The sequence below is a fragment of the Parasedimentitalea nitratireducens genome (assembly GCF_057444295.1).
The window spans coordinates 343071-368730 of record NZ_JBYAXC010000004.1; the positions used below are offsets into that span (position 1 = coordinate 343071).

Consider the following 25660-nt stretch of genomic DNA (forward strand, 5'->3'; position numbering starts at 1 on the left):
GGAAAGTGTCAGTTCATCCGGGACAGGAAGGACTGGAAGTGTTCGGTCTCAGGCGCAGAAAAGAGCTTGGCGGGGTCGCCTTGTTCGCAGATTCGCCCCTGATGCAGGAACACGGCTTTTGTGGAGACATCGCGGGCAAACCCCATCTCGTGGGTGACGACCAGCATGGTGCGGCCGTCCTTGGCCAGATCGCGCATCACCTTGAGCACATCGCCCACCAGTTCAGGGTCAAGCGCCGAGGTAGGCTCGTCAAACAGCATCACATCCGGGTCCATCGCCAGAGCACGGGCAATGGCAACGCGCTGCTGCTGGCCACCCGACAGATGCGCGGGGAAGTAGTCGGCGCAATCGTGGAGCCCGACCTTGGCCAGCAGCTCCTTGGCGCGCTCTATAGCCTGACGTTTCGGCTTGCCCTGAACGTGGACTGGGCCTTCGATCACGTTTTCCAGAACTGTCATGTGGGACCACAGGTTGAAGCCTTGGAACACCATCGCCAAACGGGCGCGCATCGTCTCGACCTGTCGTGCATCGCGCGCCACGGTTTCGCCGTGGCGGTTTTGCTTCATGCGGATATTTTCGCCGTTCAGGAACACGTCGCCTGAATTCGGGGTCTCCAGCAGGTTGATGCAGCGCAAAAACGTGCTTTTGCCTGATCCAGAGGCGCCGAGGATGGCGATCACGTCGCCTTTTTACGCCTCCAGCGAGACCCCTTTGATGACCTCATGCCAACCAAAGGATTTGTGCAGGTCATCGATCTTGAGCGCGGGCGTGGTGGTCATGGTTTGGTCTCCGGTTCGGGGGCGAGGGCAGCAAGCTCGCCCAGTGGGATCGGTTTGATTGGATTGCGGGCGCGCGGGGGCGTGGATGGCGCGGATGTGTTGCAGGCCGACAGGATGCCGCGCACGGTCAAATCACACATGCGCCCTTGGCAGGGGCCCATGCCCGCGCGGGTGGCCGTCTTGATCTGACGGTGCCCAGCTGCGCCTTCCTCTGCGGCGGCACGCACCTCCTGGGCGGTGATTTCCTCACAGCGGCAGACGATGGTTTCATCAGGGGGCGAAAGAACCTCGGGTGGGGGCGCATAAGTGGCGTCAAGAAAAGGACGGATCGCACGCGCGCGCCAGAGTGCGCCGCGATCCGCCGACGCATTCTGGTTGCGTGTATCGGCGTTGATCCGGCCCATCTGGTGCAGGATATCCTGCGCGGCCAACCAGCCCGCCACCGCTGCCGCCTCGGCCCCGGCAATGCCTGCGCTGTCTCCTGCCACATAAACTCCGGGGATTTCTGTGCGTCCCCAGTGGTCGGTTTGCGGATGAAAGCACCCTTGGGCTGTGTTCCAGCTGTGTGTGATCCCGGCTGCCCGCGTCATATGTGTTGATGGCACGACGCCTTGATGGGTCAGGAGCAATCCACATTCCAGTTGTTGGGGCTTGCCGCCAGACACAAAGCTGAAGTGGAGGGTTCCATTGCTTCCAGCTTTTGCCTGGAAAGACGATGCACCTTTGTACCGGCGGATCCGGTGTTTGCGGATCTTGTTCAGCAGCCCCAAGCCCTTGAGCAAGACTGGCATAGCAAGAGCCGCACGCGGTAGACGCCAGGCACCGCGCAGCGCCATTGCTTTGGTCTGGGTTTCCACCAGCGCCTTGGGAGGTGTTCCTGCGTCGATCATTTGCGATGCGACCAGATAAAGCAGCGGACCGGACCCCGCCAGCACAGCGTCTCGCGGCAGGAGGGACGAGGTTTTCATCAGGATCTGCGCAGCCCCTGCAGGCATCACTCCGGGTAGCGTCCAGCCGGGGAACGGTACGGGGCGTTCCTGGGCACCGGTGGCCAACAATAGATAGGGGGCTGGGGTTTGATGACTTTGCTCATTTTGCGACCAACAAACTGAAGGCCCCTGATCTATGCGCCAGACCGTTGCGCCATGTTCACAGCGGATATTCGGGTGGTCGAGGCCCTCAATCAGCGCCGCTCCGGCGGCATAGTCCTTGCCAAGCCAGCGTCGCTTGTCGCGGTTTTCTCCAACATTGCGAAATATCTGCCCGCCGGGGCGGGGTTGCTCATCCAGCAGCAGCACCCGTGCGCCACCCTGGGCCGCGATGGCGGCGGCGGCCATTCCAGCTGGGCCAGCGCCGACGACGATAAGATCAGGATTGTTCACCAGAGCCTCCCAATCGTGGCAAACCCGTTTGTCGACGTACAACCATGCCGTGGCGAACCTGGGTCATACAGGCCTGAACGTTGGGACGCCCATCAAGCTCGACCAAGCAGTCGAAACAGACCCCCATCATGCAATAAGCGGTGCGGGGTCTTCCCAGCTGTGCGGTGTGGCGCGACGCTTCTGCAGAATGGGCCAAGAGCGCAGCGGCAAGGCTATCACCTGCGCGTGCGGTTACCGGTACACCATCCACCTTTAGCGTCACTGTTTTGGTTTCAGCGTCAGGCAGTCTGTGAAATCTTGAAACGACGGTCATCGAAAGCCTCCAGGTTCGGGGCGCTGCTGGCGCCATCAATCCATTTTGCAAGCGAACCTGCATGATTTGGTGCGAGTGTTATGCCGCTGTGGCAGGTCACAAGGTATGCACTGGGGTGATCTGGTGATTGCGCGTAAACGGGGTAGCCATCGGGGGTCATGATCCGTAGCGCGCCCCAACTGCGCAGAACCCGAACCTCCGCCAACGCTGGCAACACGTCAACGGCGTGCTGGGCCAGCCAGGCGGTCTTGTCCAATGTGTCATTGTCGTCCAACCCAACCTCGGCCTTGGTGCCGCCGATCTGGATCCCACCCTCGTTTACCTGGCGGATGGTGCTGGACAAAAAGGGCAGGGGAGTGCCCAGCTTTTCGGTGATCAGCAACTCACCGCGCTGCGGGCGCACCCTCGTGCTGAACCCCAGTTGCGGGGCCAATGCCATCGCACCCAGACCAGCACAGAGAATAAGCCTGTCAGTGCCGTGTTTCTGGCCCAGTTGGTCTTGCAAGGTGAAGCCGCCACCGGGGGTGGGCGCGATGTGTTCGATTGTTGTGTTGTTGATTACGTTACCGCCTAGGCGCGACACTGCGATCCTGAGGGCGCGCAACAGCAGCAGCGGATTCACATGACCATCACGGGCGCAGTAGGTTGCACCAATAACCTTTGGGCCGATGGCAGGGAAGTGTCGGCGCAGTTCGTCGCCAGATAGTGTTTCTATGGGCAAGTTTAGCCCAAGCGTTTGTTTCTGATTGTTCAGATCCGCCTCAAAAGCATTGAATTCGGCGAGGTTTGTGAAAAACTCGTAGCCGCCGGGTTGCGCCAACTGGACATCCAGGCCGGTGATATCGGCAAGCTGTTCGGCAAATGCAGGCCAGGCAGACGCTGCGGCAGAGGTCCAGTGCGCATAGGCCGGGTAATCGGCCCCTTTTCCCTGAAGCCAAACCAGCCCAAAATTGCCCTGACTGGCGCGCTGATCGCTGTCTGAACCATCCAGCACGGTCACCTTGTGGCCAGCTTGCAGCAGACCCAGCGCAACGGACAGGCCAACAATGCCTCCGCCAATAATCGTGGTCTCTGCGCCCTGAATCTGCATTCGAATCCTCCTAAATCTGTTTTGTCACATGCCTAAAGATTGTAAAAGTTGAGAATTTTGACCTGCTTATGCGGTTAGGCTATGTATCGCCGCATGATAACACGACTAACACATAGACAACTCGAAGCCTTTCGCGCGGTGATGACCAAAGGCAAGGTGACACTTGCGGCAGAAGTGTTGAACGCAACACAGCCCACCGTCAGCCGGTTGATCTCGGATCTGGAAGCCACTGTTGGCTTTGATCTTTTTGAACGACGCGGGCGCAGTGTCATTCCTACACCCGAGGCGCAATCGCTGTATGAAGAGGTTGAAAGATCCTTTGTTGGATTATCCGAGATCAGCCGGGTGATTGATGACATCCGCGACTATCGTCGCGGCAACCTGTTGATCGCCGGAATGCCGGCGCTGGCGCTGAGGTTTCTTCCCCAAGTGATCGCTGAATTCATTGCCGATGAACCGGGGGTGCGGATTTCCCTGCGCGCACGCAGTTCGCAGTCGGTGTTCCGGAATGTGAGCTCACAGCAGTTCGATCTGGGGTTTGCCGAGATCGATGCGGAGCATCCAGCGGTCGATAGGCGAGTGCTGGCGAAGGGAACCATGAAAGCGGTGCTGCCTGTTGATCATCCCCTATGCGCCAAGCCGGTCCTTCGGGCCGAGGATTTCAACGACCAACCCTTCATCGCACTGGGTGAGGAGGTGTCGACCAGAACAGAAACCGATGTCTTTTTAGCTGCCAGTGGTGCGCGGCCCAAGGTTGTTGCAGAAGCGCAGCTTTCGGCATCGATCTGTGAAATGGTGGCCTGTGGATCCGGCGTGTCGATTGTCGAGCCGGTGACAGCGGCGCAAGCGGCAGAAAGCGGGTGGGTTGCTGTCAGGGATTTGGAGCCTAAGCTGACATTTTCGTATGATGTGTTGTTGCCAGCGCTTAGAAAACCGTCTCGCGTGGCGTCACGGTTTTTGGAGCTGGTCGAGACGCGGCTTGAAAACCTGCTTGGCAAATAGCAGCATCGGTTTTGTAGGAGCATGTGACACTGACGCAGGCAGGTATTTTGCGGCCAATGTTATGACCGCAAAACACTTTGCTGGAATCTCGGTGCGATTACTCTGCGGCGTTCAATCCTTCGGTCGACAGATCATCCAGCTTTGGCATCAGGTCCAGAAGTTCCTGTGCGTAGCTGGTTTGTGGATTGGCGAACAAATCATCCGTATTCTGAAGTTCAACAACCTTGCCGGCTTTCATAACTGCAACCCTGTCGCACATCTGGCGTACCACCGGCAGGTCATGGCTGATGAACAGCATGGTCAAGCCCAAATGCTCTTGCAGGTCCTTTAGAATGTTCAGGATCTGCGCCTGGATCGACACATCCAGCGCACTGGTTGGTTCGTCGCAGATCAGGAAACGTGGCTGGGTGGCCAGTGCCCGGGCAATTGAGATCCGCTGCCTTTGACCGCCGGAAAACTCATGTGGGTACTTTTGCCCAGCCCCGGATCCCAGCCCGACTTGATCAAGCAATTCATCCACGCGCTTGGTGATCGCCTTGCCTTCCATCAGCCGGTGGTGGCGGATGGGTTCGGCGACAATCTCGTTGACCCGCATACGAGGGTTCAGCGACGAGAAGGGGTCCTGGAAAATCATCTGGATGTCTTGGCGATAGGCGTTCAACGCAGCTTTGTCGCTTAGGTCACTGACGAGTTTTCCATCAAAAGTAACCGTACCTTCATCAACCGGATGAAGACCGGCGATCATCCGAGCCACCGTGGATTTACCTGAGCCACTCTCGCCGACAATGCCAAAGACTTCTCCGGCACGAACGTCAAAGCTCACATCGTCGACGGCTGTGAAATAGTCACGGTCCCAAGGCAGCAAACCCCGGCGTTGCAGGAAGCGTTTGGTGAGGTTTCGGATCTCGAACAGCGGCTTGTCTGGATCGTTTTCTACCTTGGGCCAATGGCTGGCCAGGTCTTCAATGGCAAACCGCGTCTCGCGCCCGCCATAGCTGATCTGCGGAAAGCGGTGTAGCTTGATGGTAGGGCGTGGCACAGCAGCGATCAGGGACTTGGTGTAGGTATGTTGTGGGTTGCCCATTACCTGTTCGGTAGGACCGCTTTCGACTACTTTGCCCGCATACATTACGGTCACGCGGTCTGTTGTGTCGTCGATCACCCCCATGTCATGGGTAATCAGGATCACGCCGACCTGCCGTTCGCGGGCCAGCTCTTTGATCAAATCCAGGATCTGCGCCTGTACCGAGACATCCAGTGCCGTTGTTGGTTCATCTGCGATGATCACATCTGGTTCGGTACACAGAGCCAAGGCGATAACAACGCGCTGGCGCATCCCGCCGGAAAACTGGTGCGGGTACTGGTCCATCCGGGTGTCAGGATCAGGGATACCAACGCGGTCAATCAAGTCACGCGCACGCTGTTTGGCCTCACTGGGCGTTAGGTCCAGATGCGCCAAAATTGTTTCGGTTAGCTGCTCACGCACGGTAAACAGCGGATTGAGCGAGGTAAGAGGATCCTGAAAGATCATCGAGATCTTTTTGCCGCGGAGCCCGCGCATGGCCTCCGCATCCAATCCGCTGATCTGCTCGCCCTTGAGCATGATTTCCCCGCTGGCAATCCTGCCGGGGCGCTCGAGCAGCCCCATAACGGCCGCGCCGATGGTGGATTTACCTGCACCAGATTCGCCAACCAAGCCATGGATTTCGCCGGGTTCAACGGACAGGTCCGCCTTGTCCACCGCAGTAAACAGCTGGCGGCGTGTGGGGAATTCAACCGAGAGGTTCTGAATGGTAAGAAGACTCATGAGTGTCACCGCAATTTCGGGTTCAAGGCGTCACGCAGCCAGTCGCCCAACAGATTAACCGATAGGGCAAGACCCAGAAGCGTGCAGGCTGGGAAGAAGAGGATCCACCATTCGCCGGAGAATAGGAAACCCTGTCCAACACGGATCAGTGTGCCAAGGGATGGCTGTGTCGGTGGGGCGCCAACGCCTAGGAAACTGAGCGTCGCCTCGGCAATAATGGCCAGAGCGAGAGAAATGGTAGCGATCACCAAAACCGGGCTCAGCACATTAGGTAGGATGTGACGGAACATGATGGGAATTGAGCCCCTGCCAATGAGCCGTGCGGCTTGAACATACTCTTTGTTTTTCTCGACCAGAGCCGCTCCACGCACCACCCGTGCGAATTGTACCCAATCTGAGAGCGCGATGGCTATGATCAGGACCCAGATGGCCATTTCATCGCGGTATTCTGGCGGAGTAAAGCCTTTGGCGACACCAAAGATCAGCATCGCAACCAAGATTGCGGGAAAGGTCAATTGCACGTCGGCAATGCGCATAATGATGGTCTCGACCCAACCGCCAAAGTAGGCGGCTACAAGTCCCAAAACCACACCAATAATCATGGCAATAAATACCGCCGAAGCGCCAACAAATAGCGAGATGCGCATTCCATATAGAATGGTCGAAAACACGTCGCGCCCTTGATCATCCGTCCCCAACAGGAACGTTTCCTGAGTAAAGGCGTTTGGTGTCCCCGGTGCGGTGAACCCGTTCATCAGGTTCAAGGTGGCAGGGTCAAACGGATTATGCGGTGCGATCAGTGGCGCAAAGACAGCTGCCAGAACAAGGACCAAAACCACCAGCGCGGCGATGATGGCCACGGGAGAGTGCCGAAATGCCCAAGCAAAGTCACTGTCCCAGAACTTGGCAAAGCGAGATTTGGGCGCGGTGGCGGGGATGTCTGTAGTCTGGGTCATGTTGTTTTCCCCTCAGTGCGCAGTCGCGGATCAATGGCGTAGTAGAGTAGGTCCACGATCAGGTTGATCGAGACAAACATGACCGAAATCAGCATCAGGTAAGCGGCCATTACAGGTATGTCGACAAACTGGATCGCGTTGATGAACAGCAAACCAACTCCCGGCCACTGGAAGACAGTTTCGGTAATGATGGCAAACGCGATGATCGACCCCAGTTGCAGACCGGTGATTGTGATCACTGGTACCAGTGTGTTCTTCAATGCATGGCGGAAATTGATTACGCGGTCGTTCAATCCGCGCGCGCGGGCAAACCGAATATAGTCGGCGCGCAAAACCTCGAGCATCTCTGAGCGAACGAGGCGCATGATCAGAGTCATCTGATACAGTCCTAGGGTAATTGCTGGAAGGATGAGAGCCTTGAGCCCAGAAGCTGTCAAGAAGCCAGTAGACCACCCGCCGATCATCACTGTTTCTCCGCGCCCAAAGCTTGGCAGCAGATTTAGTTCAACCGAGAAGATATAGATCAACAATATCCCAATGAGAAACGTCGGTAACGAGACACCGACCAAGCTTATGGTCATGATAGCATTGGCTGCAAAGCCTCGCCGTCGAATGGCGGTAAAAACACCTAGTCCAATACCTACCGTAATCGCAAGAACACCGGACACCAATGCCAATTCCAGCGTTGCAGGGGCACGCTCTTTAATAATTGTGGAAACCGGTCGTCCCTGTCGATAGGACACACCGAAGTTGCCTTGGGCAGCGCCCTGCAGGAACTTGAAGTATTGCACGGGGAAGGGCAGATCGAGACCCAGTTCGCCACGCAGCCGTTCAATATCGGCTTGGGTTCGTTCTTGGCCCAGCATGTTGTCGATCGGATCACCGACAAATCTGAACATCGAAAATGCAACCAGTCCCACGACCAGAAGCACGACGAAGGACTGAAAAGCCCTTCGGATAATATATGCAAACATAAAGTTTCCCCGTTGGTTCCACAGTCTTGGCAACCCAAACCCATATGGTCAAGGGGTTGCGGACATGGTTGCCGCCAATCTAGCGGCAACCTTCCAACCGGGTCAGTTCACGGTGACCCAGCGCAAGATGAAGAAGTTATCCGGGCGTTGCGTCAGTTCGACGTTGCTGCGGGCCCCCCAAACCAAAGGCTGGACATAAAGCGGCACGTAGACTTGTTCATCCTGAACAATCTGAGTGGTTTCATCGATCATCATTTGCCGTTTCCCGGGATCAATCTCGGATTGGATCATCGGCAACAGCTCATCGACACGGGAGTTTGAGAACCCACCGAAATTCCAGCTGCCCAGTTTCTTCTCAGCATTCGGTGTCGTAACCAGGAAACGGAGCGGATGTTCGGCATCAAAAGTACCCGGGCTCCAGCCAAGCAGATACATGTCGTAGTTATCTTCCCGTAGCTCAGGCCAGTAATTGCGAACCGGCATCGCATCCAGTTCGGCAGTGATACCGACCTGGGCCAACATACCTACGACAGCCTGACAGACAGCTTCATCGTTCAGGTAGCGGTCATTGGGGCATTTCAGGCCAAAGGAAAATCCATCGCCATACCCGGCCTCGGTCAACAGCGACTTGGCTTTCTCGGCATCATATGCCGGGCGGGCGGCGTTTGAAGCAGAATACCCACTCATCGCCGGGCTCACCAATTGCGAGGCTTCCTCGGCGTTACCGCGCATAATAGTTGCCAGTATTGCAGGCACGTTGATTGCACTTGCAACGGCTTGGCGCACTCGAACATCTCGGAATGGGTTCGGTTTACCAGCGTCAGCTGCATATTTCAGCGTTTCTGCCTCGTGACCAAAACCAAGCATAATAACCCGTGCTTCGATGCCTTGGATAACCTCAACACCATCACTGCTTATCAACCGCGCCGCATCTTGGATTGGGACCGGATTGATCAGATCGACGTCACCCGACATAAGGGCTGCAACTGCGGTGGCCGGGTTTTGAATCGGAGTGAATTCGGCACGTTCGATGTTGTGCTCAACTTCGTCCCACCAGCCACCAAAGGGTTCAAGCACGGTACGCAGCCCTGGCTCGCGGGCTGTCACCTGAAAGGCGCCGGTGCCATTGGCGTTGATGGTGGCGAAATTGCCTGCTTCCTTATCTGGCAGGGCGGCGTTGTTGGCTTCGGCCCAGCCCTGGTCCATGATCATCCAGTTGGCGATGGACGATGGAAACAGCGGGTTGGGCGCACTTGTCATGAAGTCGACGGTATAATCGTCAACCACTTTCACATCGCTCACCGGTGCAAACCAACTGCGGGTATCGGAAACTTCGTTCGATGCCCGCTGGTAGGAGAACAGTACGTCTTGTGCGTCAAAACTGCTGCCATCGTGGAAGGTCACCCCTTTGCGCAGCTTGAATCTCCAGCCTTCACCATTGCCGATTGGCTCCCAACTGACGGCTAAAGCAGGTTCAACACTCATATCCTTGCCACGTCGGACAAGGCCTTCGTAGACATTATTCAAGAATCCAAGCACCGGGGCAGAATTCACTGCATGTGGGTCCATGGTTTGCGGATCGGTGGTTGATGCCCATTTGAATTCCGCGGCCTGTGCGGTGCCTGCTAGCAATAGGGCCAGCCCTACGGCGCTGCTTCGTAGTTTCATTGCGTTTCTCCCCGTGTTTCCGTGATCTTATCGCCAGTCTTGTTGGTTTTCATCCAGCCGTAAAGGCAGGTTGGGCTCGTCCTCACGGGACCGTGACTAGCAGCAAGCCTCATAGGGGGACGCCTGGCTGCTGCTAGGAATAAAATTTGGGGAAAGCGTTCGCTGAGCGCGATAAAATGGGCATGGGGCGCAGCATAGTTGCCGCGCCCCGCCAGTTGATTAGTTCAAGGTGAAGTACTTGAACTTCGCGGTGTCATCCGGAGCAACGCCAGTGCCAACATTCGAGGCCATGCCCCAGTTCAGCACCTGGTGGTGGATCGGAATATACAGCTGTTCATCCTGAACGACCTGCCAGATCTCACCGATCTTGGCATCGCGTGCAGCCAGATCTGTTTCCGAGGCCAGACCTTCGATCTTGGCATCCAACTCGCCGTTGCCGAAACGCGTGCCGTTCCACGATCCGTACTTTTCACCCTTGGAGTGAACCAGGAAGTTGAAGATGTATTCCGAGTCATATGTCGGAACACCCCAACCCAGCATGTAGAAGTCGGTTTCCAGGTTGTTGATCAGCGGGAAGTGCTGCGCCTTGGGCTTGGCATCCAAGTTCACTTTAACGCCAATCTGGGCCAACATGCCAACTGACGCCTGACAGATCGCTTCATCATTGATGTAACGGTCATTCGGGCAGTTCAGCGTGATCGAGAAACCGTCACCATAGCCAGCTTCGGTCATCAGCGCCTTGGCGGCCTCGACGTCTGTAGCGGACGAGCCGTCCATTGCCTTGTCCCAGCCGTTCACAAACGGTGGCGAGATCATGCCAGCCGGAGCGGATTGACCACGCATAACCACCTGTTTGATGGCATCGCGGTTGATCGCCATCGACATGGCCTGACGGACACGTACGTCGGCAAGAGGGTTCTTGCCGTCAATGTTGTCGGATTTCAGGTCAGCATCACCCTGGTTCATACCAAAGAAGATCACCCGGTTCTGTGGTGCGGTACGAACATCCAAACCATCCGTGCTGGACACGCGGTTCAAATCCTGCACTGGCACGTCTTGGATAAAGTCCACTTCACCAGACAGGAGCGCAGCCACGCGGGTCGACGCATTCTGAATAGGGGTGTAGACAATCTCGGTCACTTCCATTGGGAACTCACCTTTGCCCCAATAGCTGTCATTGGCTGCCAGAACCGTTTTTACGTCGGGCTCGCGGCTAACCAGCTTGTAAGGGCCGGTGCCGTTTGCGTTCTTGGCAGCATAGGTGTCTTCGCCACCTTCATAGTCCTGCACCTTGACCGCATTGTTCGCCTCGGCCCAATCTTGGTCCATCATGAACATGTTGGTCAGGTTGTTTGGCATGATTGGGTTCGGACCGTCAGTTTCGATCTCGACTGTATACTTGCCAGTTGCCCGAACTTCTTTGACCGAAGCCAGAAGTTCTTTGTAGTCAGAGTCCTTGGTCATTGCGCGGTTCAGCGAGAAGACTACGTCGGCGCTGTCGAACTCAGCACCGTCGTGGAATGTCACACCTTCGCGCAGCTTGAAGGTCCAGACATTTGGGTTGTCAGCCGATGGCCCCCATTCAGTCGCCAGTGCAGGCACCATGGCACCGGTCATGTCACGCATCACCAGCGGTTCCATGATCTGGTGCGCCAGCGCTGAAGTTGGCCCTTCGTTTTGAGCGTGCGGATCCAGCGTCAGTGCATCACCTGCGCGGGCCCAGCGGATTGTGTCGGCCGATGCGCCTGCAGCCAACATGGCCGTAGCGCTTGCCGCCAGCATAAGTTTGCTCAAATTCATTTTGTTCTCCCTTAATGTTCGTATTGGCACCGTATCGTGCGTGGTTGGTTTGCCAACCTTAGAGGGCCCATCATCCAAATGATTGGGAAATAATCAATATTAGAATCCACTTTTGCGTTAGAACGGCTCAGTCAGTCGCCGCAATCGCGAATGACTATTCCACCACAGGCTGTGCTAGCACCCAGAGGCTGAAGGAGGTCAGCTCGACCATGAACACCATCATCGGCAGTTGGCTTAGAACGGCCTGACGGTGTGTTCTGAACAGGCGGCGGGCTTCGATATGGGCCAGAAGAACCGACAGGGCATGGCCCGTCACCAAGGCGATCACGGCTATCCACCACACGTCTTCTGCCGTCATCACACCAACGTCGATCATTCCGTTTGTGTCACCCAGCAGCGCCCAGCCAAGGTCAAACGGGTCGCTTAGCGCAGGGATAATCAATTGCCCGGCCAGCATGAGAAAAAACACATAATGGGCTAGGTGATATGCAACGGCTATGGGTAACAATGACGTTGCAAAGCCTGTAAATACCTTACCAAATTTAATGCTGCGACCCGCTGCCAGCCATACAGCGAGTGAAAGGACGGTATAGAGCATCCAGGCGACTAGGATTGTGATGAACAGCCCAATGCTAAGGATGAGTTTCAGCAGATCCACGCCATAGTCGCGAAACGTTAGCAGCCAGGGCCGCAGCGTTGGCGACTCTGTCACCCATTGGAGAGTTGACGACCAGATTGGTGTTTCAGAAATCCCGTCAAACAGGACGATTGCAATAAGAGCTACGACAAATGCCGACTGCGATACAGTCATGGATTGCCCGATCAGTCCCGATGTTGGGAGACGGAATTCCAACCGGTTGCGTTGAATGCCAATTGGGGCAAGTCGCCCAAGCAAGCCAAACAGAAGCGTCAGTGGATCAGCTGACTGACACCAGGTTGATCGCCCCAGCCACAAAGAGCCAAGGAAAAGTCCAAGGGTATAGAGCAGGACGATGAGAGCCATGGCTTTGGGGCTTTCTGACCAATCCGACACAAGTTCAATCCAGGACAGAAAGATCAATCCAAATACAGCAAGCCAACCAACCCAAGCGGAGGGGCGAGCACGGCGTTTGCGGGGCTCAAACCGGAGCAGAGCGACATCAATGATTGTTGCAAAGGGGTTCAGGCTCGACCACAGATCAACGACCAATGCGCTTAACAAAACAAAGCCAACCCACCAGATGACCCATATAAAGATCGTTGCAAGGTTCTGAGTAGGGGACGCGGGCCCGAATAGTGCGACAATGAGGATCAGAACCAGCGCAAGCACTGCCAACATGCGAAACAAAGGGGCCGCAAACCGGGTGACTTGGTATGGAACAGGGATGCCAACAGCTGAGCGCATGTGCTTCTCGACACGCAGGAAAAGTGCTGATCCCAGAAATGTAAGGGCCACCGTCAACCCGGCGCCTGCAAGATAAAAGCCAAGTGGCAATGGCAGATCATACCGTTGCCCAAACGCATGCGCCCAGCTTGTTTCTGGTACAGCCACACAGAGGAGGGCGACTGCGTGAAGACACCTGTTCATGGCTTGCGGATCTCAAGATAGACAACGGCTTTCTCTGTCCGGCCCAACAGGTCCTCAACCCCGTGTACGACAATTGCAAAGCGTCCGGAATGAACGGCCTGGAATTCAAAAACCGCCGGGTTATCTGCATTATCAACGCTGATGATGTCATAGCCGTGCAGGTGCAACTCATGTCCGTTAGCCGCGTTTACCGTTAGGTGAACATTGCTACCTTTTGGAATTTGAACCACCGGGGCAGGGGCCGTTTGGTCGACCGTGACCGTCAACTCTAACACAGGTCCTTCAACAGTTGACCCATGTGCATCTTCTAGCGGTGTTTCGTGAGCCTCGGTCTGACCAGTGGTCATGAGAAAGGCAAAGACGGTAATTGCCTTAACAAAAATGGATTTCATGGGGTGCTGCTCCAACTGGAGCTGCGCCAGTTGTTTGGCACAGCTCTCTGTTTGAACCGGCATCAATGCCCGGCGAGTTCATTCCACTCAGGTAGAAGAACAATGACATTTGGGTTCAGCCCTGCATCTTTCAGGGTATCCATCGAAGCTACGACCTCGGACGATTCCAAATCCACCACCGAGACCGAGCCATCCCGCATCTCGGGCAGGTTGATGAACGAGTTTTGGACAAAGCCGTATTTCATGTCCTTGGTAAAGGCGACATGGTGGGCGCCGTTGCCTGTTTCGACTGTATTCAACAGCTTGGGCCCCATAATCCCTGCGGAGACATCGAATGTATGCAGATGTCCTGGAGCAGCGGTGGTGACAAACATTTTGTCGCCTGCCGGGTTAAAGTACATCTCAAGTGGCACGCCAACTTTCAGCGGGGTGAAGTCGACTGCCATTTCAGCCGAAAACCTTTGATCGTCTGCATTCCAGGTCAGTGCCCATATGCTTCCGCCGAACATATTGGTGACAAGAAAAGTTGGTGGACCACCACCCGGTACGCGCAGCAGTTCAACGGGGGCCTCACCCGAGGGCGATGGCTTGGACGACACCTTGATTTCTTCAAGCAATTCCAAGGTGCTGGCCTGTACAATCGAAATGGTTTCACCCGGATCGGTAAGGTCACCCTTGATGGTGCTGGTGACAAGAATGCGATCTATGTTGGTATCAACCGCCAGCCCATGAGGGTTGGTTCCGGGCAGTTTGATCTCTCCGGTGACAGTGTCGTCAGATACCCGTCCTTGCCAGACATTGCCCGAGTTCATGCAGGTCAGATACCAATACTCGTTTGCGTCATCGATAATGATATCCTCACCCATAGAGCAGTTGGGAATGTCGATTGTCGTTAGGCGCGGCGGGAAGTCACTCATTTCCATAACCTGTAGGGCAGGTTGTCCCAAACTGGTCAGGTAGATTTTCGACATCGTGCGATCATAGAAAAGATGATGGGCTACGCCGGTTGCATCAAGCGGGATATCGGCGAGCCATTTACCAAAAGCGGGGCTTTGGGGGTCGACATCAATTATCGCAATCCCCTCACGCCGCTCCTCTGACCCAGAAAGCTTCAAGCTCTTTAGATCTTCCGCCGGTTTGCTTTCATAGCTCATCATTGCCAAGATCTCGGCTGATGCTCCACTGGTTGAGAGAGCCAACGCGCATGTCGCGATTAGCGTCATTCGTTTTTTCATGGGACCGATCCTTCAAACCTATTTTGTGGGCCAGCGCAGCAGGACATGTAGACTTCAAATTGTGTGTCGCAGGGTCACTGCAGGCGATAACCTTTTTGTGATTGTAGCGCGGTCAGGACAATTTTCCCGTTTCGCGTTGTTCAAGGCCTTCGAATGGGCATGGCGCTGCATTACGGCGAAGAATTCGAAATTCAGCACCGCTCAGATCCTGAGAAACTGGACTGGATTGAATTAGCAGAAAGGCCATCTATTTGATTGCAGATCAGAGCACGTGTCGCTGGTCATCAGTTTTTGGCGCCCCAACAATAAAGGCGGATCAGGGCGGAAGTTTGTGCTTTGCCAATTGAAGACGGCCCCAGTGTAAAAGCGAAATTACACAAAGCCTCAAAGAATCCGACTGAATTTACCCCGATTTGCTAGGCAAAGGGACCAAGGATATGATCAAGTCACTTCTTACCGTCTGCACAGCTTTATTCGTCATTCTGTCATCCGTCAGCTTCGCACAGGAGCAGTCACGGGCTATTTTAGTGCTTGATGGCTCCGGCTCCATGTGGGGGCAGATAGACGGCACTGCTAAGATTTCAATCGCACAGGAGGTCGTAGGCGATTTACTCCAGTCATTGCCCGAAAGCCAAGAACTGGGGCTGACGGTCTATGGTCACCGCCGCAAGGGGGATTGCAGCGATATCGAGACGATCATCACTCCAGAGGCTGGTCAGCATGGGTCGATTGTCGAGGCGGTGAACTCGATCAAACCCAAAGGGAAAACGCCGATGATCGACGCGGTGATCGCCGCCGCCGAAGCGCTGCGTTATACCGAAGAAAAGGCCACGGTTATCCTTGTCTCTGACGGGATTGAGACCTGCAACCCAGACCCATGTGCCGCCGCCCGCACGTTGGAAGAGACTGGCGTTGATTTCACCGCTCATGTTGTTGGGTTCAATATCGGAGACCCCGAAGCAATTGCCCAGATGCGCTGTATGGCCGAGGAAACGGGCGGCACATTTAGAACCGCTGATACTGCTGCCGAGCTAAGCAATGCGCTGGCGGTGATTGCTACGCCAGTGCCAGTCCCAGCCCCTGAACCAGAGCCCGATCCAGTCAGCCTGAGAGCCTATGCCATTGATGGGCGACATGGCCCGCGTATCACCGACGGTTTGATCTGGAACCTGACCTCGCTTGATGGCGTAATTCTCGAAAATCAGGCTGTTTCTGACATCAGGGTCGAAGTGGAGCGCGGTGAATATGTGATCTCGGTCCTTCGGATCGCCGACGAGAGTTTTGCCGAACAGCGGTTTGGCATCGGTTCAGTGGACAAGCAGGTTGTGCTGGAACTGCCTGAACTTCGCCCTCCGGCCACGATTGAAGGGCCTGAGACCGCGATCGCCGGATCTACGGTACAGGTGCGTTGGTCTGGACCAGACCAACAGGGAGATTTGATTTCCGTCGCCGACCCGGAAGGCTCCTCACCCTGGATCAACTACGCCTATACAAAACACGGCCTGCTTCTGGATCTGGTGATGCCTTCGGTCGAAGGGGAGTACGAGCTGCGGTATGTTTCAAGTGACCATCGCAAGGTGCTCGCTTCACAACCAATCACTGTCACCCCGGTTGAGGCCTCGGTTACACTGCCTGACGTCCTGCCTGCTGGTGCCACTGTTTTGGTCGACTGGGTTGGGCCAGATTATCAAAGCGATGTTATTGCTGTTACCGAACCGGGAACGGATCAACTGATCAACTACGTCTATACGAAGCATGGATCACCGGCAGACCTCATGCTGCCGCCCGATCCCGGAAACTATGACATCGTCTACCGAATGAGCCAGAAAAACCGAGTGCTGGCGCGCGTGCCGGTAACAGTTACTGGCCTGCAGTATTCAGTGAGTGGGCCAGCGTCTGCGCCAGCAGGCAGCGACGTACAGGTGGATTGGGTTGGACCGGACTATCGCAGTGATATCATCGCGGTGGCCGAAATCGGTGCCGACAATCGGAAATACCTCACCTATACCTATACCAAGGAAGGCAGCCCGCTTGATCTGACTCTCCCGCTGGAAACTGGACGCTATGAAATCCGATATATTCTCGGACAAGATCGCGTAGTGCAGGCGACAGCTGAGATCGAAGTGACTGCAATTACCGCCAACCTGACAGCGCCTCAGTCGGCCCCCGCAGGCAGCACCATAGAAATTGATTGGCAGGGCCCGGATTACAGAGGCGATATCATTGTCGTCAGTAAACCCAATGAAGCAGATCGCAGCTACCTGAACTACAGCTACACCAAGGGCGGCACACCGCTTGATCTTACGCTTCCTGCAATGCCGGGTGACTACGTTGTAAAGTATCTGGCCGGGGCTGCGGATAAATCACTCGCGACATTCAACATCACCGTCACCGAGGTATCAGCCACGTTGTCAGCACCGGCCAGCGCATCCGCCGGGAGCAAGATCGAAGTGACTTGGAGCGGCCCCGATTACCGAGGCGATATCATTGCAATTGGTGTGCCGGGTGAAAACTACCTGACTTACACTTACACAAAAAATGGCTCTCCATTGACGATCACTGCACCGGATAAACCGGGTGATTATGAAATACGATATCTTATGAACGCTGACAGAAGGATTATTGCTACGGCTCCGCTGACTGTCCAATAGTATCAAGGGGGCAAGCGATTTTTGAAGCCTTCGATTCCATCAAGTTGGCGATATTCTCGCCTGGGCTTCTTGCGGTATTTCTCTTCTTCCACCCCTTGGTGGTTACGATGAGCCAGAAACACTCTCCGATCTAATTCCGCTATTTGCCCCCATAAGTGCAGGCGTTAGACATCAATGAATGGAGTCGGACGGCAGCAATGTGCAGGATGCGGATTTTGCATAGTGGAGTTTTCGGCCCTAACCGGGCGTTCGTGGTGAAACTGTCTAACTATTGCTTCCAGCCCTTCAACGACATTTAATCGTGTAAGGTGACTGAAACCCGGACTTGGCAGTATGGGTGCAAAGCAGACATTTCCTAACCCAACTACTAATGTCTGTTCTCTAAGCAAAAAACGAAATGCGTTCTGGTGTTTTTTCAAGTATTCAAACCTTGCTCTACGAAGGGTTCCCACCCGATACCAGCGTTTCGATAAACTTTGAAAACAACTCGCCCTGTGATCTGATCTGAAGCTTGGAGTACACATTACGTCTGTGGATACGAACAGTGCCAGGTGAGATTTCAAGAATGCGACCAACCGCATCAGCTGAATGACCTTTGAGAGTGAATTCTACAACTTGTCGTTCTCTAGGGGTTAAAACGCCCTCACCAAAGTTTGTAAAAGCGAGCTCTACACTGTGATGTAAGCCACCATCTGATGTCGCACTGGCATCCGCCCCAAATTGCGCTGCCAGATCACTCCAGTGGCGCTGACAAGTAGCCCGCACAACCGGCCAAAACTCGCGTAGTTGTCGGAATTCCTTTGCTGAAAACGCTTTCTCAGCCCGCATGAGTGAGAGGACAACGATGGCTTTGCCGGGCATTTCAATAAAGTAACCGATTTCTTCTGCCAGACCTGTGCGCGCATAGTAGCTGCGGAAGTACTCGCCTTGAAAGAACCGGTCCGGTGCCAGATCTTTGATCCGATACAGACCTGGAGCGACCTGATTTCCACAGGCCAGATAAAAGGGATCCAGGAGATAAGGACCCTCTTGATAGTCCTCGACAAATATCTTCCGTTTGCCTCTGGGAAAATCGTCGAACAAATCTTGTGGCCTGGCTGCTCCGAGATACCCAAAAACAACCGTGTAATCGAAAGGTGCAATTCCTTTCAGAGTCTCAGACATGGTTTGCGCAAACCTCTCGGACCCAATTGAATCGATGAGGTTACCGGTCGCCGCTATCAGGGTCTGCATTTGCCAAGCCTCGCTACTACGATTGATATACTAAAAACGTGGTATATACATCGAATGAAGTTTTTCTTACAGTTTTTCCAAATTGGATAGTATCCATCAAATCGGGAAAAGATAGCGTTAAATGGAAACCAGGGGATATATCGGAGCCTTTACTCCAGCAGACAGCAAGACCATTGCTGAGCTTCGTGGCGTAACAAAGTGTTTTGGCGATGTGCTGGCTGCCAGCGATCTGAATCTGTCTATTCACGAAGGTGAATTCCTGTCCTTCCTTGGGCCGTCAGGCTGCGGGAAAACCACCGCTCTCAGAATGTTAGCAGGGTTTGAGACGCCAACCGAAGGCGACGTTCTGCTGGATGGTGAAGTGGTCAATGCGCTGGAAGCACACCACCGTCCGGTCAATATGGTTTTTCAGCAGTACGCGCTTTTCCCACATATGACGGTGGCGCAGAACATTGGCTATGGGTTGCGTCAACGTCGCCCGCGATTGCCCAAAACTCAGATCGCAGAAAAGGTCGGCAAGACCTTGGATATTGTCCAACTCAGCGGCTTTGAAGATCGAAAAATCTGGGAAATGTCCGGGGGACAGCAACAGCGTGTGGCTTTGGCGCGCGCAATCATCAACGAACCCAAGCTTCTGTTGCTGGATGAGCCGATGGCCGCGCTGGATCGCAAGCTGCGCAAAGAGATGCAGATCGAACTGCAGGACCTGCAGCGCCAGTTGGGTATCACATTTGTTCTTGTGACCCACGACCAGGAAGAAGCCCTGTCGATGAGCGATCGTATTTGCATCATGCGCGACGGTCGCATTGTCCAGGTTGGCAGTCCACAAGAGCTGTATGATCGCCCCAATTCCAAATATGTGGCTGATTTTGTTGGCACCTCAAATTTCTTTGACGGAAAGGTCACTGATCAATCCGGCGGGCTGACAGCGGTGCGCTTGAACAACGGGATGAGCGTGCGAGGAACTTCAGTCGGGGAATTGGTCAGCGGGGACAACGTATCCATAAGTGTGCGTCCTGAACAAATGACGCTGCACCGCCAGGGTGACGGTCTGACGGTGGAGGTGCGCAACCGGATCTTTCTGGGAGAGCACACCGAGTATTTGGTGAGCCATGAAACGCTTGGCGACTTTCTGGTGCTTTCACCACGGCAATCCGAACTGATCGAGGGAGCCTTTGCCGTCGGCGACAAGGCGATTGTGTCCTGGGAAGACAGAGCGGCACTCATTCTAGACAGGAACTAAAACAGACTGCAACCGTAGGGAGGAAACGGCAATGACAAGAGACAACGATTACATCTCCAAGCAGAAATTCATGCAAGAGTTGGAGAGCTACAGAAAAGGGTCGGTGACTCGGCGCCATTTTCTAAATGTGACTGGATTGGGCGCTGCCTCGGCCGTTTTGGGGGCAGCCGTTCCCGGTTTGCGTCCAAGTCCTGCATTTGCTGGTGACATTGGGGATCGGGTCATTGTGGCGACCTGGCCCAACTATCACGATCCATCAAACTTTGAGGCCTTTACCGAAGCAACTGGTGCGCATGTTCAGGTCAATGTTTTTGGTTCGAACGAAGAAATGCTAGCTAAATTGCAGGCCGGCGCGACCGGTTGGGACGTTTACGTGCCGACAAATTACACAATCTCGACCTATGTCGATGAAGGCTTGATCGAGCCTTTGGATACCTCGAAGCTACCAAATTATGATGGGTCTGCCTTTGACGCGCGTTATGCCGAAGCAGGATCCGTCGATGGCACGCTATATGCCGTGCCAAAGAACTGGGGTTCGACCGGAATGGCGGTCAATACCAAGCACAATGATGGTAAGCCAATCTCGTCCTGGAAAGAGTTCTTTGACATTGCGCGGGACAAATTCACTGGACGCGCAATGGTGCATGACTATCAGCTGACAACAATTGGCAGTGCGCTGAACTACTATGGATATTCGTTCAATTCGGTTGACGAGAATGAATTGGCCGATGCCGAAAAACTACTGATAGATGTGAAACCGCACCTCTTTGCGATCACTTCTGACTATCAGCCATCGATGCGCAATGGCGATGCCTGGCTGACGATCTGCTGGTCTGGCGATGGCAAACAGCTCAACACCGACATGCCGGAAATACACTATGTCCTGGGCCGCGAAGGTGGTGAAATCTGGAGTGATTACTACGCCATTCCAAAAGGTGCACCACATATGGACGCGGCCTATGCGCTGATCAACTTCCTGCTGGATCCCAACGTGAATGCCAAGGAAGTTTTGGCGCATGGCTACCCGACTGCTGATGCCCGAACCTTCGAACTGCTGCCCGAGGCCCTGAAAAATGATCCGATCCTCTTCCCAGCCCAAGAGCTACTGACGCCGCTCGAGTTTGGTGCAGCCGCTACGCTGACCGATCCGAACCGTGCAGAACTGATGGCGCGTTTCAAGTCAGCCTAATTAAGTAGAGGTGAAAACAACATGACGAGACGTACACGTAATTGGTTGCTATTGGCACCTGCCGGGGCTTGGTTCCTGGTGATGCTGATCATACCACTGACCGTTGTTTTCATTTTCAGTTTTGGAGAGCGGGCGCCCGCCGGTGGTGTTGTGCCCGCTTTCACCTTTGAACAATATGCCAATCTTCCGGCACGCTGGACAGCGTTCAAGAACACGATGACGTTAGCCCCTATTGGTACATTATCCGCGTTGCTGATTGCATATCCGCTGGCTTATTATCTGGCGGTCAAATGCGGCCCTAAGTGGAAAACAATCCTATTGGTGTTAGTCATTGTGCCGTTCTGGACTTCAATTCTGATCCGCAGCTACGCATGGATCTTTCTGCTGGGTGGTCGCGGAATTCCGGCCCTTTTGGAATTGGTGGGGATCGAAGGGGTCCGCCTGATCAATACGCCTTTTGCGGTGTTGGTTGGGATTATCTATGGGTACCTGCCGCTGATGGTTTTTCCGATCTTTGTCAGCCTCGACAAACTGGATAAACGCCTGCTCGAGGCCTCGTCCGATCTTGGTGCCAAACCTTGGCGCACCTTCCTTCAGATCACTCTGCCACTTTCAATTCCTGGCATCGCAACCGGATGTATGCTCGTCTTCATCCTGTTGATGGGGGAATACCTGATCCCGGCTTTGTTGGGCGGTGGCAAGGTGTTCTTCGTCGGCAACGCCCTGGTCGACCTGTTCCTGCAATCACGCAACTGGGCCTATGGTTCGGCGGTGGCGGTCACGCTGGTGGTTGTCATGCTGATCACGGTCACGGTCTACATGCGGCTTATCAATCGTCTTGGCGCTAGCCGCGAAGACGTGTCGATCATGTGAGGTGAACCAATGAGACTATATGCAGTTTGCGTTTACCTGTTCCTGTACATCCCGATCGGTGTGATCGCGCTGTTCAGCTTCAATGCCGGACGTCATGCAAGCCAGTTACAGGGATTTTCAACCAAGTGGTACGGCAAGGCACTGTCCAATCCCTTTGTCATGGACGCACTGGAAACCAGCCTGATGGTGGCTTTTATCTCCGCCCTCTGTGCCAGCGTTTTTGGCACCATGGCTGCGGTTGCGTTGCAGGGCATCAAGGGACCGGTGAGGACAGCGTTCGACCTGTTGATTTATGTCGCGGTTATGATCCCCGGCATCGTGATCGGGATTGCCACATTGATCGGGTTGGTTACGGTCTTTGACCAATTGAACCCACTGATCGCAGCTATCTGGCCAAACGGATTTACACCGCCAAAGCTCCATATGGGGATGGGGTCACTTATTGCAGCCCATACTATGTTCCTGATGGCGCTGGTGGTGATCATTGTGCGGGCCCGGCTTGCTGGCATGGACCGCGCTTTGACCGAAGCATCGTCGGACCTGTACGCTACGCCGATGGCGACCTTTCGCCAGGTAACCTTGCCGATGATTTTCCCGGCTATCTTGGCTGGATTTCTGCTCAGCTTCACCTTCAGCTTTGACGACTTCATCATCGCATTCTTTGTCGCCGGGTCCGAGACAACACTGCCGATCTATGTGTTCTCATCCATCCGCCGTGGCGTCACCCCAGAGATCAATGCGATTGGTACCATGGTGCTGGTTGTCTCCCTGCTGATGCTGATTACGGCCCAATTACTGCTGCAACGCGGAGGCAAGAAACCAAAATGACCCTCGCTGAAAATCCACGTTCTTCTCCTTATTTTCCTACACTTGATGGTAAAGTTGCTTTGGTGACTGGTGCAGGTTCCGGCATCGGACGGGCAGGGGCCATGGCAATGGCGCGGCATGGGGCAAAGGTGGTTGTGACTGACCTTGATGCCGACAAGGCCGCGTATGTGGCCGAGGAGTTGCACCTTGAAGGCACAAGCGTGTTTTCTGCCGGTCTTGACGTGACTGACGACGACGCTGTTTCCGCCGAAATCGACAAAACAGTCAAAGACTACGGTCGTATTGACGTACTGCACTCACATGCGGGTTATCAAACTGAGGGCAACCTGGAACAGGTTCCCATTGAGGGCATGGATATGTCCTGGCGGCTGAATGTCAGGTCCCATTTCATTGCCGCCCGCGCGACAGTTGGACACATGCGTGCCCAGGGTGGTGGCAGCATCATTGTCACCTCGTCAAATTCAGGTGTTCAATATGACCGCGAGATGATTGCCTATGCGACGACCAAGCACGCAGTCGTAGCGATGACCCGCCAAATGGCTGCCGATTATGCCAAAGACAACATCCGCTTCAATTCCCTGTGCCCAGGGTTCATCGACACGCCCTTTAATGCTGGTTTTGAGGCACAAATGGGCGGGCGGGACAAATTGGATCGCTACGTTGCACAAACCATTCCTATGGGGCGATGGGGAACAACCGATGAAATTGCCGATTCAATCCTGTTTCTCGCCTCTGACATGTCCACATTCATGACTGGCCACGCGCTGGTCATAGATGGCGGTGAATGCATTTGAATTTCTGTTTGGAGAGATCAATATGACCAACAGCGTGAAATCCCCGAATGGTCGTCTGGTCGGCAAAGTCGCCGTTATCACTGGCGGCGCTACGGGCATGGGGCGGGCCACAGCAACGGCCTTTGCTGAGGAAGGCGCCAAGGTCAGCATCTTCGATATTCAGGATGAAGAAGGGCGAAAGACCGTCAACATGATACGTGACACTGGCGGTGAAGCCGCGTTTTTCCACGCGGACGTCACCAAAGATGCAGAGATCAACCAAGCCTTTGACGATGCTTTGGAAACCTTTGGCCCTTATAATGTTCTGTTCAATCACGCGGGGACGATCATCGTAAAACCGCTACATGAAACCACTGAGGCCGAATACGACTGGCTGATGGACGTGAACGTGAAATCGGCATTTCTGACATGTCGTCGGGCGGTCAAAGACATGAGCGCCAATGGTGGCGGCTCAATCGTCATTACGTCTTCTATTGCAGCCGAGTTGGGCTATGCGCTTGAATCGGTTTATTGCATGTCCAAGGGCGCGGTTCTCCAATTGGCTCGAACAATATCGACCGAGTATCGAGATGCAGGTATCCGCTGCAATGCGGTATGTCCGGGATTTGTTGAAACAGCACATGGGCTGAAGGAAATCGCTGAGTTGGACGCCGCCGGTCAGGAATGGGAAGATTCCGGAATGGCCGCCACGCAAGGGCGCATTTGTTATCCAGAAGAAGTTGCCGCAGCGGTGGTGTTTCTGGCCTCAGACGAGGCCAGCTTTGTAAACGGCAACGCCACCTATGTTGACAACGGATGGTACGCCAAGGGCTAGCACGGCTCAGTGCAGCAAGAGTGTATCAGTGTAAGACGGCCGATCCTGCTGTTTTGCACTTACTGGTGAGGTGCAAAATGGCGCGGAAAATTGGAATGTAGGTATTGAAATATCTGAGCCTTTGCCATCCCACGTGGAAACTGGTCGGGATACATCAGAATATTCAGCCAGAAACCATCGAACAGACTTTCGAGAGTATGAGCAACCCCTTCAGGCTTCAGCGCACTACCGTCCTCTTTGATGATTTTCCCAAATAGATCAACCAGCACATCAAGCCGTTCAGTATCGATCGAAGTGGTGATGAGGCGGTAAGATTTGCGGTAAGCCGCCTCTCCGAAGAAGGCGAACCAGACAGCCAGTTTTTTCCGATTGAAGATGCTTGGATGAAACTGAGCTTCAATGATCGTATTGACCTGCTCTGTCGGGCTCAAATCGACATTCTCAAGGCGCGTCATCCAATGCGCTCGATGCTCCACTGCTAAGGTGCGCAGAGTTTCTTCCAGCAGTGCGTCTTTGCTTTTGAAGTGAAAGTTCGCAAGCCCTGTAGACAACCCGGCCAGTTTCGCGACCGAAGCCATGGTTGTGCCGGATATTCCATGATTGCTTATAGATGTGATCGTCGCATCAATGATCTGCTTTTTCCGAACTTCTGGTGAAGCTGTGCGGCTTTTTTTCTGTTTGGTTTCAGTCATAAACCTACATCCATTGAACAACCATTCAATCAATGACTTGATTTCTTTCAGCCGTCAATCCAATAATTTGATCAAAAGCCGAATCCCTTGGATTGGAGATGACCATGACGAAGCCTCTTCCCGCGCATGCACAGACCGTGATTATTGGCGGTGGCTCGATTGGCTGCAACACGGCCTATCACCTGGCCAAATTGGGCATGACTGATGTCGTTGTACTGGAACGAGATCAGCTAACTTCGGGCACCACTTGGCATGCTGCGGGGCTGATTGTTGGCGGGTTTTTTAATGATACGGCGACCACCGAGATCTACACCCATGGCCGTGACCTTTATGCGTCCCTTGAACAGGAAACAGGGCTCACCACTGGGTTTCGCGACG

Annotated in this window: 22 protein-coding genes and 1 pseudogene; 9 read left to right on the forward strand and 14 right to left on the reverse strand. The window is 54.5% G+C overall.

From position 1 onward, the window contains the following. Positions 1-8: 8 nt before the first annotated feature. From AC2T28_RS15355 to AC2T28_RS15370, 4 genes and pseudogenes are all read right to left on the reverse strand, one after another. A pseudogene (locus AC2T28_RS15355) lies at positions 9-779 on the reverse strand (ABC transporter ATP-binding protein). Further along, entirely contained in the window at positions 776-2161 is a 1386-nt protein-coding gene (locus AC2T28_RS15360; protein WP_486748603.1) for an FAD/NAD(P)-dependent oxidoreductase, read from the reverse strand. Before AC2T28_RS15360 ends, AC2T28_RS15355 begins: the two are co-directional and overlap by 4 nt. Beyond that, complete coding sequence (locus tag AC2T28_RS15365) at positions 2148-2474, reverse strand: (2Fe-2S)-binding protein (RefSeq protein ID WP_486748602.1); 327 nt, start codon at positions 2472-2474, stop codon at positions 2148-2150. Before AC2T28_RS15365 ends, AC2T28_RS15360 begins: the two co-directional genes overlap by 14 nt. Continuing rightward, entirely contained in the window at positions 2440-3564 is a 1125-nt protein-coding gene (locus AC2T28_RS15370; RefSeq protein WP_486748601.1) for an NAD(P)/FAD-dependent oxidoreductase, read from the reverse strand. The genes AC2T28_RS15365 and AC2T28_RS15370 overlap by 35 nt, the downstream gene beginning before the upstream one ends. A gap of 93 nt (positions 3565-3657) precedes the next feature. Here AC2T28_RS15370 and AC2T28_RS15375 point away from each other — a divergent pair, with 93 nt between their 5' ends. Then, positions 3658-4566, forward strand: a complete 909-nt coding sequence (locus AC2T28_RS15375) for a LysR substrate-binding domain-containing protein (RefSeq protein ID WP_486748600.1) — start codon at positions 3658-3660, stop codon at positions 4564-4566. Positions 4567-4663: 97 nt separating this feature from the next. Here AC2T28_RS15375 and AC2T28_RS15380 read toward each other — a convergent pair whose 3' ends face one another. The 8 genes from AC2T28_RS15380 to AC2T28_RS15415 all read right to left on the reverse strand — a co-directional run bounded on the left by AC2T28_RS15380 (position 4664) and on the right by AC2T28_RS15415 (position 14965). Then, a complete protein-coding gene (locus tag AC2T28_RS15380; RefSeq protein ID WP_486748599.1) occupies positions 4664-6373 on the reverse strand; it encodes an ABC transporter ATP-binding protein in 1710 nt (569 codons plus the stop codon). Between the two features lie 5 nt (positions 6374-6378). Continuing rightward, on the reverse strand, positions 6379-7329 hold the full coding sequence (locus tag AC2T28_RS15385) for an ABC transporter permease (protein ID WP_486748598.1): 951 nt from the start codon (positions 7327-7329) through the stop codon (positions 6379-6381). Next, the gene (locus AC2T28_RS15390; protein WP_486748597.1) at positions 7326-8303 is read right to left on the reverse strand and encodes an ABC transporter permease; all 978 of its coding nucleotides are present in this window, start codon (positions 8301-8303) and stop codon (positions 7326-7328) included. Before AC2T28_RS15390 ends, AC2T28_RS15385 begins: the two co-directional genes overlap by 4 nt. A gap of 102 nt (positions 8304-8405) precedes the next feature. Beyond that, positions 8406-9971 (reverse strand): ABC transporter substrate-binding protein, encoded by a 1566-nt coding sequence (locus AC2T28_RS15395; protein WP_486748596.1) that lies wholly within the window; start codon positions 9969-9971, stop codon positions 8406-8408. Positions 9972-10190: 219 nt separating this feature from the next. After that, a complete protein-coding gene (locus AC2T28_RS15400) occupies positions 10191-11771 on the reverse strand; it encodes an ABC transporter substrate-binding protein (RefSeq protein ID WP_486748595.1) in 1581 nt (526 codons plus the stop codon). Between the two features lie 154 nt (positions 11772-11925). Beyond that, on the reverse strand, positions 11926-13302 hold the full coding sequence (locus AC2T28_RS15405; protein ID WP_486748594.1) for a hypothetical protein: 1377 nt from the start codon (positions 13300-13302) through the stop codon (positions 11926-11928). A 32-nt stretch (positions 13303-13334) separates the two neighbouring features. Further along, a complete protein-coding gene (locus AC2T28_RS15410) occupies positions 13335-13730 on the reverse strand; it encodes a hypothetical protein (protein ID WP_486748593.1) in 396 nt (131 codons plus the stop codon). 62 nt (positions 13731-13792) lie between these two features. Further along, positions 13793-14965 carry a YncE family protein gene (locus AC2T28_RS15415; RefSeq protein WP_486748592.1) on the reverse strand — a complete coding sequence of 391 codons (1173 nt, stop codon included), beginning with the start codon at positions 14963-14965 and terminating at the stop codon, positions 13793-13795. Positions 14966-15402: 437 nt separating this feature from the next. Between AC2T28_RS15415 and AC2T28_RS15420 the strand changes: the two genes are divergently transcribed. Beyond that, on the forward strand, positions 15403-17616 hold the full coding sequence (locus AC2T28_RS15420; protein ID WP_486748591.1) for a vWA domain-containing protein: 2214 nt from the start codon (positions 15403-15405) through the stop codon (positions 17614-17616). A 435-nt stretch (positions 17617-18051) separates the two neighbouring features. Here AC2T28_RS15420 and AC2T28_RS15425 read toward each other — a convergent pair whose 3' ends face one another. Then, on the reverse strand, positions 18052-18780 hold the full coding sequence (locus tag AC2T28_RS15425) for a helix-turn-helix transcriptional regulator (RefSeq protein WP_486748590.1): 729 nt from the start codon (positions 18778-18780) through the stop codon (positions 18052-18054). Between the two features lie 190 nt (positions 18781-18970). Between AC2T28_RS15425 and AC2T28_RS15430 the strand changes: the two genes are divergently transcribed. From AC2T28_RS15430 to AC2T28_RS15455, 6 genes are read left to right on the forward strand one after another with little or no spacing between them, the layout of a single operon-like run. Then, on the forward strand, positions 18971-20092 hold the full coding sequence (locus tag AC2T28_RS15430; RefSeq protein WP_486748589.1) for an ABC transporter ATP-binding protein: 1122 nt from the start codon (positions 18971-18973) through the stop codon (positions 20090-20092). Between the two features lie 31 nt (positions 20093-20123). Next, positions 20124-21281: an ABC transporter substrate-binding protein gene (locus AC2T28_RS15435; protein WP_486748588.1), complete on the forward strand. Its 1158-nt coding sequence runs from the start codon at positions 20124-20126 to the stop codon at positions 21279-21281. A 21-nt stretch (positions 21282-21302) separates the two neighbouring features. Beyond that, on the forward strand, positions 21303-22154 hold the full coding sequence (locus tag AC2T28_RS15440; RefSeq protein WP_486748587.1) for an ABC transporter permease: 852 nt from the start codon (positions 21303-21305) through the stop codon (positions 22152-22154). Positions 22155-22163: 9 nt separating this feature from the next. After that, complete coding sequence (locus tag AC2T28_RS15445; protein ID WP_486748586.1) at positions 22164-22982, forward strand: ABC transporter permease; 819 nt, start codon at positions 22164-22166, stop codon at positions 22980-22982. Further along, on the forward strand, positions 22979-23776 hold the full coding sequence (locus AC2T28_RS15450) for an SDR family NAD(P)-dependent oxidoreductase (protein WP_486748585.1): 798 nt from the start codon (positions 22979-22981) through the stop codon (positions 23774-23776). Before AC2T28_RS15445 ends, AC2T28_RS15450 begins: the two co-directional genes overlap by 4 nt. A 22-nt stretch (positions 23777-23798) precedes the next feature. Beyond that, positions 23799-24590, forward strand: coding sequence for an SDR family NAD(P)-dependent oxidoreductase (locus AC2T28_RS15455; RefSeq protein WP_486748584.1), 792 nt, complete (start codon positions 23799-23801; stop codon positions 24588-24590). Positions 24591-24649: 59 nt separating this feature from the next. Here AC2T28_RS15455 and betI read toward each other — a convergent pair whose 3' ends face one another. Next, positions 24650-25282: a transcriptional regulator BetI gene (gene betI / locus AC2T28_RS15460; protein ID WP_486748583.1), complete on the reverse strand. Its 633-nt coding sequence runs from the start codon at positions 25280-25282 to the stop codon at positions 24650-24652. Positions 25283-25386: 104 nt separating this feature from the next. Here betI and AC2T28_RS15465 point away from each other — a divergent pair. Then, a partial coding sequence (locus AC2T28_RS15465) for an NAD(P)/FAD-dependent oxidoreductase (protein WP_486749532.1) occupies positions 25387-25660 on the forward strand: 274 nt, incomplete at its 3' end.